Origin of the sequence: Paenibacillus psychroresistens (assembly GCF_009728935.1) — a bacterium.
GTDB classification, from domain to species: Bacteria; Bacillota; Bacilli; order Paenibacillales; family NBRC-103111; genus Paenibacillus_AC; species Paenibacillus_AC psychroresistens.
In genome coordinates, this window is the sequence record NZ_CP034235.1 from 1,103,755 (window position 1) to 1,120,304 (window position 16,550).

Here is a 16,550-nt window from a genome sequence, read left to right on the forward strand (position 1 = left end):
CTGTTGAATGTTTGGAGCAGGATGGACAGCGGTTCAAACCAAACCTGCTCATCCTGATGATCGGCATCAATGATTCAACCACAGGTGTGGAGATGCTGCCTGATTTCAGGAGTAATTTGGAAACCATAATTAATACGGACATCATTTTATGGCGCATGTACTGTTCAAATTCCTTGGCATGATGTTGTTTTCCGCGATTACTTCTGTAACTGTTAATTTTAAAATTATTATGTAAGCGTTTACATTAGTGGTAGTTATGGCATTGTGCCTTGACTATAAATAATATTTAAATGAAGAGGAGGTGGATTTATGAATATTAAAGACCGGAACTATTTAATGAATTTCCCATTAAAAATGCTGAAGAATTATCAACAGAAAACAACTTCGCCGTCCTGTTTGTAAGAACCCTTTTACCCAGAAATATTAGTTTGAGTTTAGAACTATTTTTAAAACTACTATATAAAGGGATGATACCATGGAATCAAGAAATTCATTCTCTATATCTGTATCTGTTAATAAAATTGCTGTTATAACTATTTTTGTTTTAAGTCTGCTTTATCTAGCCGTTTCCTTGCCTGCTGTTTACGCGGTTGGGTCCACCTACTATGTCAATAACAAAGCTGGGTCAAACTGCAGCAATGGTGCTGCAGGTACCTCTCAATCCCAGCCTTGGTGCGATTTCACCAATGTGAATACAACAACATTTCAACCTGGTGATCAGATTCTACTTGCCCGCGGGGCAGTTTGGGATCAGGCGATGAGACCAAGCGGTTCAGGTACATCCGCAAATTACATTACTCTCGGAGCTTATGGTTCTGGCGCTAATCCAGCAATTGACAGGGGGCATAATAGTGTCAATGACCAAACCATCAACATGACTAATCCGTCATACTGGATCTTCGAGAATTTGGAAATCAGGAACGCGGCGATGGGCATTCATATTATTGCCAACCAGCTTGGCAACCAAGGTTTGATCTTCCGCGATTTATACTTCCATGATATCGACCTCATTCTAAAAGGAGTACCAACCAACATCATTGGTGTTTGGAACTCTGTTTCAATTGCATTAGATGGAGGCCCTGAGCCCAGCCCGTCGGAGTGGCTCTGGAAAGATATCGAAATTACCCGTGTCAGGACATTAAATGCCGGTGGTTTTGTGATAACTGCCAATGATGGGTATCCGGCAACATCCATCCAAAATGTTACAATCCATGATAATGATCTGGATGCGATTCCTTCCAGCATGTTGGCTTTGGCAGAAAACAGTAACGTTAAGGTATTCTCCAACAAGATTAACAGCTGTGCACAATTGTATCAATCTCAGGGAACAACCTGTGTATTCCTGTGGAGGGGTCAGAATATCACATTTGCTAATAATATGTTTACTGTTGTTACCAATACCGGCTCCCATGATATGTCTTTTATTGATCATGAATTCTATGATGACCAAGTTCGGTTATACAGCAATTATTTTGCTGATGCTGCCGGACCTGCAATTGAATACCTGGCTCTGAGCGGAAGTGATCGCGGAGGAGATATTAGTACGAACCATATTGTTAAAGGCAATGTATTCGCAGGGAACAGCACATCAGGCAGCAGTACGCTAAAGGGCAGTTTGTATCGTTATACTCAAACGGCTGCTTCGTTTACAGGAACGGCCAGCGATAATCTGTATTATGAACCGACCGGTTTTACTAATAACAGCGGCCTGTTCACCAATTGGACCTTAACCAATAATACTTCTATTTCAGTTGAAACCAACATATACAACTCATCAAACGGCTTTAGCGCTACACAAGGTGCAAACCGTTGGTATTATGAGCTTTACAACGGTTCAAGCTATTCCAATTTAAGCTACGATTCCACGAACGCATATTGGGGAACATCAACAGGTTATGTGTCCAGATTCAACATTATTTCAAATAATACCAGCAGCAATTGGGTTTCTCGTACATGGAATGCTCCGAATACAGGTACTATCAGTATCCGTGGAAGGGCACTGAAGAATGATATCGCCGGCGGGGATGGCGTGAAAATACGGATAACCAAGAATGGCACGGTTATTTATCCAGTAGGCGGAGGGGCGCAAGCTATCACGGCAACGGACCAGTCCGGGGTAGATACGAACTTGGATTCAATTTCAATCAGCTCTGGCGACATGATCCGTTTCGAAATCAATAACGGCGGAAGCGCTAATAGTGCAAATGACTTGACCAGTTGGGCTCCTTCCGTGGCCTATACCAGCACAACCAGTGATACTACAGCTCCGGCAGCAGTCACAAATCTGGCAGTAGGTACTACCACAGTCAGCACTGCGCCATTAACCTGGACCTCACCGGGGGATGATGCAAGCACAGGTACTGCCTCCAGCTATGATATCCGTTATTCAACATCTGCAATAACGGCTGCTAACTGGTCAAGCGCAACACAGGCAACGGGAGAACCTTCCCCTTCCGCGGCAGGAACAAGCCAGAACTTCACAGTAACCGGATTAAATCCGGGTACCACCTTTTATTTTGCGATCAAGACATTGGATGAGGTGCCGAATACTTCTGTTATATCGAATGTACCGAACAAAACGACCAGCCCAAGCAGTAATTTGCTGTTGAGCAATCCGGGATTTGAAAGCGGATTAACTTCATGGACTGCCCAGAACAGCTCTATAGCGGTTGATACAGGCAATGTGCATTCAGGCTCGCAAGCCGTGCGAATTTATAATCGGACACAGTCGTACAGCGCTGCAAAACAAGATATTAAGAGTATTCTGCTGGCCAATGGACAGGGGAATTATACCGCCAGTGCTTGGGCAAAATTCTCAAGCGGATCAGGTAATGCCTTTCTTGTCATCAATACAGTCGATAGCGGGGGGAGTCATTGGTTTACTACCGACTCAATCTCTGTAGGCACAAGCTATACGCAGTTTTCGGGGACCTTAAACATAACCTGGACGGGAACTTTGTCAAGCGCTGTCATCTATACGCAAACCAGTTCTTCACTTACCGATATGTATGAGGATGATTTCAGTCTAGTGTTCACAAGCAGTGATACAACAGCTCCTTCGGCAATAACGAACCTTGCAGTTGGGACAACAACATTAAGCACTGTACCTTTAAGCTGGACTTCACCGGGGGATGATGGAAGCACAGGCACTGCCTCAAGCTATGATATTAGATACTCCACGTCAGCAATAACGACCGGCAACTGGGCAAGTGCAACGCAGGCAACTGGTGAACCTACCCCTTCTATTGCAGGAACGAGCGAGAGCTTCACTGTGAACGGATTGAATTCAGGAACGACTTATTACTTTGCGATCAAGACATCGGATGAAATGCCAAACGAATCAGGTTTATCCAATTTACCGAATGGAACAACCAGTCCAAGCGATAATTTGCTGCTTTCCAATCCCGGTTTTGAAAGTGGATTAACCTCTTGGAGTGCCCAAACCAGCTCAATAGCAGTAGATACTGGCAATGTGAATTCAGGCTCGCAAGCTGTACGTATATATAATCGGACAGCGGTGTACAGCTCTGTGAAACAGGATATTAAAAGTATATTGCTGGCAAACGGGCAAGGAAATTATTCCGCAAGCGCATGGTCCAAATTCTCCAGCGGGTCCAATAATGTACTTATTGTCGTCAATACAGTGGATAGCGGCGGAAGCCATTGGTTTGAAACAACCTGGACCTCGGTAGGCACAAGCTACACGCAGCTTTCGGGAACCTTAAATATTACTTGGACGGGAACCTTATCCAGTGCGCTCATTTATACGTCAACCAGCACTGCGCTTACTGATATGTATCAAGATGACTTCAGTTTAGTGTTCGCGAGCAGTGATACAACTGCTCCTTCGGTTATCACTAATTTCGCCGTAGGGACCACAACAGCCAGCACTGCGCCGTTAACCTGGACTTCACCAGGGGATGATGGAAGCTCGGGTGCAGCAACGACATACGATATCAGATACTCGACTTCAACTATTACCTCCGGAAACTGGGCAAGCGCAACACAGGCTGTGGGCGAACCTGTGCCTGCTGTAGCGGGAACAAGCGAGAGCTTTACAGTAACCGATTTGAACCCTAGCACCACTTATTACTTTGCGATCAAGACAAAGGATGAAATGTCAAACGAATCGGGTTTATCCAATGTAACGAACGGTACTACAACAAGCGGTATGGATTCAACCATCGTTGGAGAATGGAAGTTTAACGAAACAAGCGGTACATCAGCGGATGATACATCTGCGAATAGTAATATAGGAACCTTGACCAACGGGGCAGTCTTTGCCACTGGGGGCAAGAGCGGCTATGCGGTCAGCTTGGACGGAACAAACGATTATGTGAATATTGCGGACAATGCCGCTTTGGATGGAATGAGTGCACTCACGGTTTCGGCTTGGGTCAATCTTACACAAATGGCGGCACTCGGTTATATTCCTGTCGGCAAGGATTGGGGCGGGGAATCTTATAGGATCTTTATCAATGCTGCCGGAACCGTACAATTTGTTGTAAGAACAACCAATAACAGCTGGTATTCAGCGGGTACCGCAGCTGTTTCTCCGAGCGCTTTGACCGCCGGCACCTGGTATCATCTTGTCGGAACTTACGATGGGGCTAATGTCAAGATTTACATTAACGGGGTTTATCAAGCTACTGGTTCGCAGACCATTTCGGGCAGCATATACAACACCGGGGCAGCATTAAGGATTGGCTATTTGGATTTATCCAATTACACGAAAGGAAAAGTCGATGAAGTCCGCATCTATAACAGAGCGCTTAATGCATCCGAAGTTTTAAGTTTGTACAATTCCTATTAACGATCCAAGGCAGCGAGGCTTGCACAGATGCCGTTGTAAATGCAGCAAAGAAATTCCAATAATTCAAAAGCGGAACGTTACTCGCTCATGGCTGCCGATCTAACCCATTATTTTAGAGCATTTGATCACAATAGAACCCTTCGTTTGTCATTGTGTGTTACTACACAATATACTCCAAAAGAAGGGTGTTTCTATTGGAAAGAATATGAAATGAAGAAGTCAAATTTGCGTTAGAAATATCAATTTCGAGTATTGAGAGCTTATTGGAACTTCGCTATGGTAGAAAGAGAAGAAAATTGCTTTTAATTTTATTCTCAAGAGAGAACGGATAGGGGAGGAAATAAGCATGTATGAAAAAACAGTTGAACATTACTCATGGTGGCAAAAACAGCCGATTGATGTAAAGGACTGGCCTTTGCTCATTGACGATAAAAGCCAGCTTTTTATAGATGATCATATCATTGCAGAAAAAAAGAATGTTGAGAAACAGTTCCACCAACCAACGAAGCTTGAAAATCCGGTTCTGCTGCCTGAGCATCCGTGGGAGGGAACATCTTGTCTAGCTCATGGGACGGTGATTAAGGAAGCTTCGGGAAGGCTGAGGATGTACTATACAGGTTTTGTTGCTGAAATGCCAGTAGATCTAAACAGAAAACATGTGCAAATGAATACAATGTGTATTGCGTTCTCCGACGATGGAATCCATTGGGAAAAACCTGATTTAGGGATGCATCCATATGGAGACAGAAATGATACAAACCTATTCCTCCCGAACCAGCCTGATGTTACGATCTATGAACAATTCAGTGTTATTTACGATGAAAAGGATAGTGATCCCGGACGCAGATGGAAAATGGGTGTATTTCATATGGGCAAAGATGTCCTTCTGCCTAATCCGGATAACCCCAAGTTGATAATAATGAGCCCCGGACCTTATGAAGGTACGGGGTATTATGCCTATTTCTCCGAAGACGGCTTTCACTGGAATCAGTATCCGGAACCGATCATGTCAAGCGGTTGGACCCTTGAGCTTCTGAAATGGCCGCTACCCGGTGTCGGTGAGAATACATCGGTTATGTATGATACTGCCAGAGACAAGTTTGTAGCTTTTGTAAGAATATTTGATTGCAGACCAGGGATGCCCGCGACATGGAGGGCTAGAGCCATATGTGAAAGTGATGATTTTATTCACTGGACAACGCCCCGTGTATTGTTTCTGCCATTGGAAGATGATGAACCGGGTCTGCAATTTTACGGCAGCACAGGCTTTAATTATGAAAGCATGTATCTGGGGTTATTGCGCTGTTGGCGGTCTGGAACCACCAAGCAATTATATTTTCAGCTCGTTTCAAGCCGGGATGGGCAGCATTGGGAGCGGGCCGCCTATCGTCAGCCTTTTATTGGTAATGAACCGTTGGGAACCATAGGCGCAGGGTATCAAAGTGATTTTTCAAATCCTCCCATCCGTATGGGGGATGAGCTGTGGTTTTATTATGGCAGCAGTCAATTTGGCAAGAATGTACGCCCTAATATTGGCGGCATCTGCCTAGCCAAGCTAAGGCTCGATGGGTTCGCATCCATCGAAGGAGGTTATGCCACAGGCAGTATAGTTACCAGGCCGCTTGATTTTTACGGTAAACTGCTTACGATAAATGGATTGCCGCGAAAAGCTGGGAAATTTGGAGTGACAGGCTCTGTTGAACATGGAATGTTTGTGAATACCGGGATTGTCGAAGGAAAAGCCGGGAATATTGTTGTTGAGATTCTGGATCGCCATCATAACCCTATTGAGGGATATGGACCAGAGGACTGCATTCCCATAACCGAGGATTCTATTGCTGCACCGGTCAGATGGAAGAATCACCAAGATTTATCTGCTTTGGAGGGCGAGACAATCAGGCTTAAGTTTCATATTACGAATGCTGGCCTCTACTCTTTTGCGATAAAAGGAGGTAGTACCCAATGAATGCCAGAGAATTGAAAACTGCAATGGCAGCAGGAAAACGTGTATATGGAATGTTAGTGGTGTCTCCATCACCCAAATGGCCGCTAGAGCTGCAAAAGCTTGGAATGGATTTTGTTTTTATTGACACTGAACACATAGCCATCGATCGGCACCAGCTTTCCTGGATGTGCCACACTTTTCGCGCGTTGAATATAGCACCGATTGTACGCATTCCTGCCCCTGATCCTTATGAGGCGACTATGGTATTAGATTGCGGAGCTCGCGGAATTATTGCACCATATGTGGAAAGCGTGGAGCAAGTTCAGGCATTGAGAGGTGCTGTTAAATTGCGCCCGCTAAAAGGCAGGAAGCTGGAAAACATTCTGAACGGAACAGAAAACCTGGATGGAGAGTTTGCCACATACATTCAGCGCAACAACGAGGAACATATTCTAATTGTTAATATTGAAAGTATACCGGCTCTTGATGCTTTGGATGAGATCCTGCAAGTTCCCGGACTTGACGCTGTATTAATCGGGCCGCATGACCTATCCTGCAGTCTCGGAGTGCCTGAGCAGTATACCCATCCAATATTCGATGGAGCGGTTTGCACCATATTGAGCAAAGCCAGAGCAGCTGGTGTGGGAGCGGGGCTGCATTATTGGAAGGATATGAATCAGCAGGTAAGATGGGCCAAAGAATTTGGGCTCAATTTGATCGTGCATAAATCAGATTTGACTTTTGTCGTAGAAGGGTATAGGAATGAAGTCGGCATCCTGAAGGGAATGTTGGGCGATAGTTCATCTTCTGTACAGACAAGTATAAATATTTAGAGATGTGTAATTAATTTGAAATAACTATTCCTTAACACAAAGGAGCATGAGTAATGGAAAATACATTCTCACCTGAGGAAAATAACCAGCAGTATTACCGATACGACCAAATCGCAGAGAAATTGCACGGGTTGGACGCTGTGGATGAAGAGCAGATAATAAAATACCGAAATCAAGGATATTTAGCGGTGGAAGAAGTGCTTACCCTTGAAGAGGTTAAAAAGTCTATAGATGCATTGTTAGAGCTAATCAACACCAGATCTAGAGGAGCCAGGATTGAGTTATACATGAAAACGTGGGATGAACTGAAAACGGATGAGGAACGCGAGCTTGCGGTGAGGAAAGTCAGCAATTTTGTAGAAAACGATGAATGGTTGAAAGGGATTGCCAATCATCCGGGGATTATGGCCAAACTTGAACTAATACTTGGGGAAAAACCGAAGCTTGCTCAAGCCATAGCATTGTTAAAGCCTCCAGGAGGGTTAGATATTCCGTGGCACCAGGATATGTCAGTGGGAGGATTGGCGTATGACAAAACCGTTATAGGTGTTTGGATCGCTTTGGATGAGGCGGAATTGGAAAACGGATGTATGCACGTCATTCCCGGATCCCATGCTGGAGGGGCAATACCCCATTACGCCTTGAGGTCATGGCAGCTTTGCGGAAGAGATATTCCGGTCGAGGAGGATGTTGCCGTAACTTTGAAACCGGGGGGATTAATGTTATTTCACGGCCTTATCAAGCACGGCACACCCCATAACCTTTCGGCAAAACGCCGCCGTGCTTTACAGTTCCATTATGTAGGGATAAGTGCGAAAAAGTTGGTACCGGCGGAATATAAACGAATGTTCACGAATGATATGACTAGTGCGGAATGTTAGCAAGTTCGCTACGATTCTGTTGCTGTTCCGGTTAAATGGAAGAATCACAATTAGTTCTGCATAAGGAGGTCAGTTTCTTGAATACCAAACAAAAGATATTAGAAGGTGTCATAGTCCCCATGGTTACTCCTATAACTGCTGCAGGTGATGTTGATTATGAGGGAGCAGTCGAGCTGGCGAAATGGCTGGTCCACAATGGGATGGACGGATTGTTTCTGGCAGGAACCACCGGCCGATTTTCTCATTTCACTCCCTTGCAAAATATGAAGATATGCTCAGCAGTTGCTAAAGCGGTTGGCAATCAGGTAACCATTTACGGAGGAGCCTGCGACAGCGGCCTGCACCGCATATTAGAAAATGTAAGGCTGATGAAGGAAGCTGGTGCTGATTTCGTAGTAACTACCGCGCCTTATTACCTTCCGTATGCCATGCATGAAGCGGAGGACGTTCTCCGCAAAGTGGCGGATGTGTCCCCATTGCCGGTTATTTATTACAACATTCCTCCATTTGTCGGGTATGGGCTGAGAGCGGAATTTTTGACGGAAATGGCGGATCATCCGAATGTGGTCGGCTATAAGGATTCTGCTAACGATATCGTCCATCATTTGGATGTGCTGAAATTTACGAAGGATAAGAGCTTCAATGTGCTGAGTGGTAAAGAGAAGACGTTTATAGAAGGGTTTAAAGCTGGATCCAAAGGACTTGTCGTAGCGTTTGCCAATGTTTATCCGAAGCTTTATGCGGATTTGTTGCAGTCGGTTAAGCAAGGAAACTGGAGCCAAGCAGAGATACTTCAAAAGAAAGCGATCCAAAATCTCGAAGATTATTATATTGCTGCGTACAATGCACGGCCTGTATTTTCTACGATGATGATCTATATGGAGGATTTATTGAGAAACCAGGGCATTCAAGTCAAGCTGAGTTAAACTCTCGAAAGGAGCAATCAAACTATGAATATTGATTTGACACACCAAACCGCTCTTGTTACTGGAGCGACCGGCGAGCTAGGCAGAGTTATGGTCCGGACTTTGGCGCTTTGCGGCGCTAATGTGGTCATTCACTACTTGAATAATGAAAGGGTTGCCTTGGACTTACAGAAGGAAATTGTTGCAACTGGAAGAAAGGCGATGATTGTTCAAGCAGATGTGACGAATTTGGATTCTGTCATGGAAATGAAGCGAAAGATATTCGAGAATTTCGATAGAGTGGATATTGTAGTTGCAAACGCAGTGATTCAGTATACATGGAGACACATTCTTGATCAGCCACCAGAGGATTACTTGGGCCAATTTGATTCCTGTGTCATGCAGAGTGTCTATTTGGCAAAAGCTTTTGTACCTGCGATGATCGAATGTTCACGTGGGAGAATGATTGGAATTAATACAGAATGCTCGATGCAGAGTTTCGAGACGTTTTCCGCGTATGCGGCAGGAAAGCGAGGGATGGACGGTATTTACCGGGTTCTTGCGAGAGAAATTGGAGTACATCAAATTACGGTTAATCAAATAGCTCCTGGCTGGACAATCAGCGATAAGGACCGTAAGAACAATACGGAGCTTCAAGAAGCTTATGAGAACGAAGTCCCGTTGAAACGGAGAGGGACAGATCAAGAAATTGCCAATGTTGTGGCATTTCTTGCTTCTGATCTAGCCAGTTTTATTACAGGTGCCTATGTACCTGTATGCGGCGGCAAAGTTATGCCAGCAATATAAAGTTTCCGGATTTTTTAATTATCCGAGAAAGGAGGTATTCGAATGAAGCGGATCCATCTAATTTGCAATGCGCATCTCGATCCAATGTGGTTATGGGAGTGGGAAGAGGGGGCTGCGGAAGCCATTTCCACTTTCCGGGTTGCCGCCGATTTTTGCGAGGAATATGAAGGCTTCGTGTTCAACCACAATGAAGTAATCCTTTACAAATGGGTGGAGGAATATGAGCCAGCTTTATTTGTCCGTATTCAAAAGCTTGTAGCTCAGGGAAAGTGGAATATTATGGGCGGATGGTACCTGCAGCCTGATTGCAATATGCCAAGCGGCGAATCGTTTGTTCGGCAAATGCTGTTCGGCCGCCATTATTTTCAAGAGAAATTCGGTGTAATTCCGACCACAGCCATTAACTTCGATCCATTTGGACATACACGTGGACTTGTACAACTGATGACGAAGGCTGGATATGATTCCTATGTGTTTTGCCGTCCGCCTCAAAGCGATTGCCCGCTTCCTGCTGATGAATTTATATGGTGCGGTTATGATGGATCAGAGATGGTCGGTCACCGCGCATTTGACTACTATGCTTCGGAACGTGGAAAAGCACACGAAAAGGTCAAGAAATTTATCGAAAACTATCCTTCGAGGGAAGAAGGAATGGTGCTTTGGGGAATAGGAAATCATGGCGGAGGTCCATCACGTGAGGATCTTGCCAATCTGACAAAGATGATGGAAGCAGCTCAAGAAGCTGAAATTGTTCATTCAACACCGGAAGCTTATTTTCGCGGGATGGCTAAGACAAATTCGCCACTGCCGCGGTATGAGAAGGACTTAAACGCATGGGCGCCAGGCTGTTACACCTCGCAAATCCGAATTAAGCAAAAGCATCGTTTATTGGAAAATGAACTGTATATGACGGAGAAAATGCTCTCAAGTGCAGCCATTCAAGGGAAGCTCTCATATCCGCGTGACCAGCTTCACGATGCAACCTGTGATTTGTTGACAGCTGAGTTTCATGATATTTTGCCAGGGTCATCGATACAGCCGGTCGAAGAATCCTCTTTGCGTTTGATGGATCATGGTCTGGAGCTATTATCCCGATTGAAGGCGAGAGCCTTCTTCGCATTAGCCGACGGTCAGCCGAAGGCGAAAGAAGGACAAATTCCGATAATGGTCTATAACCCTCATCCTCATATTATTAAAGGTACAATCGAATGTGAATTTAATCTGGCGGATATGAATTGGGATATGGATAAATATACATGGCCGTTAGTTTATTGCGGAGATCAGAGAATCCCAAGTCAAGTGGAGAAGGAATTAGGCAATCTGACGTTGGACTGGCGTAAACGTGTTATCTTCCATGCCGATCTCCAACCAGGACAGATGAATCGGTTCGATTGCAAGCTGGAGATGCTCACGGGCAGGAAGAAGAATGAGCTTCATGCCAATAATAGGAAGATTCATTTCGAAACAACAGAGCTTGAAGCGGTGATTAATTGCGAAACAGGACTATTGGATACCTATAAAATTCATGGAAAAGAGATGTTGGAGCCTCATGCTTTCCAACCAATCGTCATGGTCGATAATAACGATCCATGGGGCAGCAGGGTACAGGAGTTCCGCGAGATCAACGGCAAGTTCCGGTTGATGAGCCGTGAAGAAGGTATGCAATTTTCTGGATTGTCGGAAAACCTTCTCGAGTCGGTTCGCATTGTAGAGGATGGCGAGGTTCGAGCTGTGGTAGAGGCACTCTTCAGCTATGGCAATTCGTTTATTGTACTCATGTATAAACTGCCGAAACATGGAACGGAGATGGAAGTGCAGGTACGGGTGCAATGGAACGAAAAAAGCAAGATGCTAAAGCTTTCCATTCCAACACTATACAAGGATGCCAGCTTTATCGGTCAGGTCGCTTGTGGTGTGGCTAAATTGCCGGATACAGGCAAAGAAGCAGTTGCCCAGAAGTGGGTCGCCGTAATTTCCGAGTCAAACAATCAAGCCGTAACTTGTATTAACGACGGCACATACGGATGCGACTATAAAGATGGTGAAATTCGCCTATCACTGCTGCGCTCGTCAGCTTACTCGGCCCTAGAGTTAGGTATAGAACGTCCGCTAATCGTGCAAGACAGGTTTTTGACGAGGATTGATCAAGGAGAACGTATTTATCATTTTTGGTTAAACGGCGGTCCTCTGGCAGAACGAATGGAGCAAATCGACCGCGAGGCTTTGTTCCACAATGAACGGCCATTTGCATTGTCTTTTTTTCCGTCTGGGGAAGGGGAATTGCCATTGCCACTGATGCAGTTAAGCGATAGTGCTGTTCAGCTTATGTCATTCAAACAGGCGGAGCGTTCCGATGATTACATCATTCGTTTGTTCGAGTCCACAGGGCTGGTGCGCGAATTTAAGTTATCGATTCCAGTACTCGGAATAGTCCAGAAACTAGCAATAGGAGAGTTTGAAGTAAAAACCCTTCGTTTGAATCTTAAGACTAAGACACTTATGGAGACAACATTAATGGAAATGGAGACACACTGAATGGTTAGAGCCTTTCATCTTGTTAAACCGCTGCCATATCAGGTTGTTCAGAGGTATGGTTTCCAGCCTTATCTTGCTAATGCCAACCATCCTGGAGGCCCCTGTTTAGGATTCGGAATTGTAAGAATTGAAGGCAAGATTGGCAAGGATACCAAAGGGAAATTTGAATTCAGGGCACAGTTAATAAATGAAGCCTTTCGTGCGGCCGATTGGCATGAAATGGAGGTTCTCAGAGAAGGAGATACTTTCTATGGAGAGGCTGAAGTTCCGGCCGGGGGATGGTACCGCCTGGAAGTTCGTCTTATTGACGATGAATCACTCCTTCTTTCAGAAGCGTCGGTTGAACCGTTTGGAATCGGGGAAGTTTTTATTATTGCAGGTCAATCCTATGCGGAAAATGCCAATGAAACTGCCATGGCCATCGAGGATTCTTTTGGTAGAATTTCCGTTTATGATCCCAACCTTACCATGTGGAGGATAGCAAATGATCCCCAGCCCAGTATCATTATTCGCCCCAAAAAAAGCGAATGGCATAATGGGAGCATTTGGCCGACAGCCATGAATCGGCTGCTTCCTTTTATTAAGGTTCCGATTGGGCTGATTAATGTTGCTGCAGGCGGGACGGCGTCTAGACAATGGGTTCCGGGTGAAAGCTTATTCACTAACCTGTATAATGCGGGAGTTTGGGCGGGAGATTTCAGATATGTGTTCTGGCAGCAGGGAGAATCCGATGTTTATGAGGATACGGATGAGGAAGTCTATAAGCGGAGAATTATTGCCATGAAACAGGAATTGGAGCAAAAATGGGGGTTTTCCCGACATTGGCTGCTCGCCAAATCGACTTATCATCCTTCTACTTACAGTAAACCCAAACGCGAAGCGCTCATCCGAAAGGCAATAAATGATCTGTGGATGCTGGATGGCTTTTTACCCGGGCCGGACACCGATATTTTGGGGGGAGATTTGTACCGTGCCCCCGCAAACAAAGGCGGTCATCTTGCACATTCGGGACAAGAAGCAGCAGGCTTGCTTTGGTTCTCTGCTATCTGGAATCAACTGAATAAATTAACCTAAACCACAAAACTGGAGGGAAAAATAATGAAACCAAAATTTGGCATTATTGGCTGCGGTGATATTTCACGCTTTCATTTTAACGGCTTGAAAAAGGCAGGTGCGGATATTGTTTATATTGCAGATATTAACGAAGCAGCCGCTAAAAAATATGTAGATGAGCTCGGAGCAAGATTTTCCAAGGATTACAAGGATTTGCTTGCCGATCCGGAGGTTACTGTAGTTAGCGTGCTTACAAGCGCGAAATATCATAAAGAAATATGTATCGCCGCTTTGCAGGCGGGAAAGGACGTCATTTGCGAGAAGACCATGAGCAACAATGCCGAAGAAGCTTTCGAGATTGCGAAAGCCGCAGAGGAATCAGGACAGCTCTTTTTCATGTCATACATGAAACGGTTTTTTCCTGCTGTGAAGAAGGCAAAGGAATTGCTGCCCAAGCTGGGGCGGATATTCAGTGCACAAGTCCGTGCTTATCAAGCCTGGGGCAACTTATATGAATTAGAGCATGGACTCGGCCAGCAATGGATATTGGATGGCTACGGCGGGGCGATTGTTAAATGCGCCGGCAGCCATATGATCGATATGACGCTCAACCTGCTTGGCAGACCTGAACGGTTGTATGCGCATGTTGATTATATTCCGAATTCGCAGGTTGACCGCAAAGCCGCCGCATTATTTGAATATGGCAATGGGCTTGTGGTTAATTATGAGACTGCAGCGCATGCACTGAAAAAAATCGGTTATGAGCGAAATTCCTGGGATGAATATATTGAAATTAATGGAGTTGGCGGACGTCTGAGAATAAGCACTGTCATGTGGGATCATTCTGAGAAGAATGCAGCACTGCTTGTGTTCTACGATAATGAGACAGATACCTCAACCGAATACCGATTCAATGCGGAAATTCCGTTTGATGCAGAGATGCAATATTTCTATGAATGCTTATGCAATAGGGTGCAGGGAGCACCAAATGTTGTTGATGGCTTTAACACAGATATTATGATTTCAGCTATCATGGAATCCGGCTTTACTAGAATGCCGGTAGTTTTGGATTGGCAAGGGTTATAATTCATAGTTCTGGAAGGGGGAAATAAAGATGTATGAAAAATCAGCCGAGCATTACTCCTGGTGGCAAAAACAACCCATTGATGTGAGGGATTGGCCAATACTCATTGATGAAAAAAGCCAGCTTTTTGTAGATGACTATATGATTGCTGAAAAAAAGAATGTCGAAAAGCAATTTCACCAGCCTGTAACGTTTGAAACTCCGGTTCTCTTACCCGAGCATCCGTGGGAGGGAGTAACCTGTCTAGCCCACGGGACAGTAATCAAGGAAGCTTCAGGAAGGCTGAGGATGTATTATACTGGCTTTCTACTTGAAGCACCAATTGATATGAAGCGAACACAAGTAGCCTATAATACCGTGTGCATGGCATGTTCTGAGGACGGCATCCATTGGGAAAAGCCTGAATTAGGGTTACATCCTTATGGGGACAGAAACGATACAAACCTGTTCCTCCCCTTTCAGCCGGAAGGTATAATATACGAACAATTTAGTATTCTTTACGATGAAAAGGAAAAGGATCCCGGACGCCGCTGGAAAATGGGGATGTTTGAGTTAGGCAAAGGTATTTTTAATTATGATCCTGAGAATCCAACTGACGTAAGAATGTCAGCCGGACCTTATGAAGGTACAGGGTTTTATGCTTATTATTCCTCTGACGGGCTTCATTGGAATAAAGCTCCGGAGCCTATCATGACAAGCGGCTGGAGCCTTAATCCGGAGAATTGGCCGTTGCCCGGTGTCTCTGAGAATGAGTCCATCATGTATGATTCGGTTAGAAACAAGTTTATTGCTTTTGTGCGGATATGGGATTGCAGACCCGGCATGCCGAATATGATACGGGCTAGAGCTATCTGTGAAAGTGATGATTTTATACATTGGACGACTCCGCGTGTGTTGTTTCTTCCCCTAGAGGATGACGAGCCGGGCTTGCAATTTTACAGCAGCACAGGCTTTAACTACGAAAGTATGTATCTGGGGCTATTGCGCTGCTGGCGGTCTGGTACAACCAAACAATTATACTTTCAGCTTGTTTCAAGCCGGGATGGCCAGCATTGGGAGCGAGCCGCCCATCGTCAGCCATTTATTGATAATGCTCCATTGGGAACCATAGGCGGCGGATATCACAGTGATTTCTCTAATCCGCCTATTCGTATGGGAGGCGAGCTGTGGTTTTATTATGGCAGCAGCCAATTTGGCAAGAATGTACGCCCCAATATTGGCGGAATATGTCTAGCCAAGCTTAGATTGGACGGCTTCGCATCCATTGAAGGCGGATATGCTACGGGCAGCCTGATAACCAGGCCGCTTGATTTTTGCGGAAAGCAGCTTACGATAAATGGCTTGCCGCGAAAAGCTGGAAAATTTGGAGTGGCAGGCTCTGTTGAACATGGAATGTTTGTGAATACCGGGATTGTCGAAGGGAAAGCCGGGAATATTGCTGTTGAGATTCTGGATCGCCATTATAACCCAATTGAAGGGTATGGGCTGGAGGATTGCATTCCTGTAACCGAGGATGCTGTTGCTTCCCCGGTCAGGTGGAAGAATCATGGGGATTTATCGGCTTTGGAGGGCACAACGATCAGGCTTAAATTCTATATTACCCATGCAGGGCTTTATTCGTTTGCAATTGGAAAGGGGGGAGTCAAATTCGGCCTGTTCAATTAAAATGCGAGAATAGAGTCAACCCTATTGGA

At 45.1% G+C, this 16,550-nt stretch carries 12 protein-coding genes; all 12 read left to right on the forward strand.

Annotated features, from left to right (window positions below; translation table 11 throughout):
* The first annotated feature begins 11 nt into the window (after window positions 1–11).
* The 12 genes from EHS13_RS36605 (at window position 12) to EHS13_RS05160 (ending at window position 16,521) form a co-directional block, all read left to right on the forward strand.
* Window positions 12–182 carry an SGNH/GDSL hydrolase family protein gene (locus EHS13_RS36605; protein WP_155699328.1) on the forward strand — a complete coding sequence of 57 codons (171 nt, stop codon included), beginning with the start codon at window positions 12–14 and terminating at the stop codon, window positions 180–182.
* A 293-nt stretch (window positions 183–475) separates the two neighbouring features.
* Window positions 476–4,813, forward strand: a complete 4,338-nt coding sequence (locus EHS13_RS05115) for a LamG-like jellyroll fold domain-containing protein (RefSeq protein ID WP_155699329.1) — start codon at window positions 476–478, stop codon at window positions 4,811–4,813.
* 39 nt (window positions 4,814–4,852) lie between these two features.
* Window positions 4,853–5,047 carry a hypothetical protein gene (locus EHS13_RS36610; RefSeq protein ID WP_227013792.1) on the forward strand — a complete coding sequence of 65 codons (195 nt, stop codon included), beginning with the start codon at window positions 4,853–4,855 and terminating at the stop codon, window positions 5,045–5,047.
* Window positions 5,048–5,159: 112 nt separating this feature from the next.
* On the forward strand, window positions 5,160–6,779 hold the full coding sequence (locus EHS13_RS05120) for a hypothetical protein (RefSeq protein WP_155699330.1): 1,620 nt from the start codon (window positions 5,160–5,162) through the stop codon (window positions 6,777–6,779).
* Window positions 6,776–7,591 carry an HpcH/HpaI aldolase family protein gene (locus tag EHS13_RS05125; RefSeq protein ID WP_155699331.1) on the forward strand — a complete coding sequence of 272 codons (816 nt, stop codon included), beginning with the start codon at window positions 6,776–6,778 and terminating at the stop codon, window positions 7,589–7,591. Before EHS13_RS05120 ends, EHS13_RS05125 begins: the two co-directional genes overlap by 4 nt.
* A gap of 53 nt (window positions 7,592–7,644) precedes the next feature.
* Window positions 7,645–8,472 carry a phytanoyl-CoA dioxygenase family protein gene (locus tag EHS13_RS05130; protein ID WP_155699332.1) on the forward strand — a complete coding sequence of 276 codons (828 nt, stop codon included), beginning with the start codon at window positions 7,645–7,647 and terminating at the stop codon, window positions 8,470–8,472.
* Window positions 8,473–8,549: 77 nt separating this feature from the next.
* Window positions 8,550–9,398, forward strand: a complete 849-nt coding sequence (locus tag EHS13_RS05135; protein WP_162462964.1) for a dihydrodipicolinate synthase family protein — start codon at window positions 8,550–8,552, stop codon at window positions 9,396–9,398.
* Window positions 9,399–9,422: 24 nt separating this feature from the next.
* Window positions 9,423–10,184 (forward strand): SDR family NAD(P)-dependent oxidoreductase, encoded by a 762-nt coding sequence (locus tag EHS13_RS05140; protein ID WP_155699334.1) that lies wholly within the window; start codon window positions 9,423–9,425, stop codon window positions 10,182–10,184.
* A gap of 42 nt (window positions 10,185–10,226) precedes the next feature.
* Window positions 10,227–12,719, forward strand: a complete 2,493-nt coding sequence (locus EHS13_RS05145; protein WP_155699335.1) for a glycoside hydrolase family 38 N-terminal domain-containing protein — start codon at window positions 10,227–10,229, stop codon at window positions 12,717–12,719.
* Complete coding sequence (locus EHS13_RS05150; protein ID WP_155699336.1) at window positions 12,720–13,793, forward strand: sialate O-acetylesterase; 1,074 nt, start codon at window positions 12,720–12,722, stop codon at window positions 13,791–13,793.
* Window positions 13,794–13,817: 24 nt separating this feature from the next.
* On the forward strand, window positions 13,818–14,858 hold the full coding sequence (locus tag EHS13_RS05155) for a Gfo/Idh/MocA family protein (protein WP_155699337.1): 1,041 nt from the start codon (window positions 13,818–13,820) through the stop codon (window positions 14,856–14,858).
* Between the two features lie 28 nt (window positions 14,859–14,886).
* Complete coding sequence (locus EHS13_RS05160) at window positions 14,887–16,521, forward strand: glycoside hydrolase family protein (protein ID WP_155699338.1); 1,635 nt, start codon at window positions 14,887–14,889, stop codon at window positions 16,519–16,521.
* Window positions 16,522–16,550 lie beyond the last annotated feature (29 nt).

Coding starts and splice junctions, on each gene's coding strand:
- EHS13_RS05115 (WP_155699329.1), top strand. CDS start 476: ATGGAATCAAGAAATTCATTCTCTATATCTGTATCTGTTAATAAAATT.
- EHS13_RS36610 (WP_227013792.1), top strand. CDS start 4,853: ATGCAGCAAAGAAATTCCAATAATTCAAAAGCGGAACGTTACTCGCTC.
- EHS13_RS05120 (WP_155699330.1), top strand. CDS start 5,160: ATGTATGAAAAAACAGTTGAACATTACTCATGGTGGCAAAAACAGCCG.
- EHS13_RS05125 (WP_155699331.1), top strand. CDS start 6,776: ATGAATGCCAGAGAATTGAAAACTGCAATGGCAGCAGGAAAACGTGTA.
- EHS13_RS05130 (WP_155699332.1), top strand. CDS start 7,645: ATGGAAAATACATTCTCACCTGAGGAAAATAACCAGCAGTATTACCGA.
- EHS13_RS05140 (WP_155699334.1), top strand. CDS start 9,423: ATGAATATTGATTTGACACACCAAACCGCTCTTGTTACTGGAGCGACC.
- EHS13_RS05145 (WP_155699335.1), top strand. CDS start 10,227: ATGAAGCGGATCCATCTAATTTGCAATGCGCATCTCGATCCAATGTGG.
- EHS13_RS05150 (WP_155699336.1), top strand. CDS start 12,720: ATGGTTAGAGCCTTTCATCTTGTTAAACCGCTGCCATATCAGGTTGTT.
- EHS13_RS05155 (WP_155699337.1), top strand. CDS start 13,818: ATGAAACCAAAATTTGGCATTATTGGCTGCGGTGATATTTCACGCTTT.
- EHS13_RS05160 (WP_155699338.1), top strand. CDS start 14,887: ATGTATGAAAAATCAGCCGAGCATTACTCCTGGTGGCAAAAACAACCC.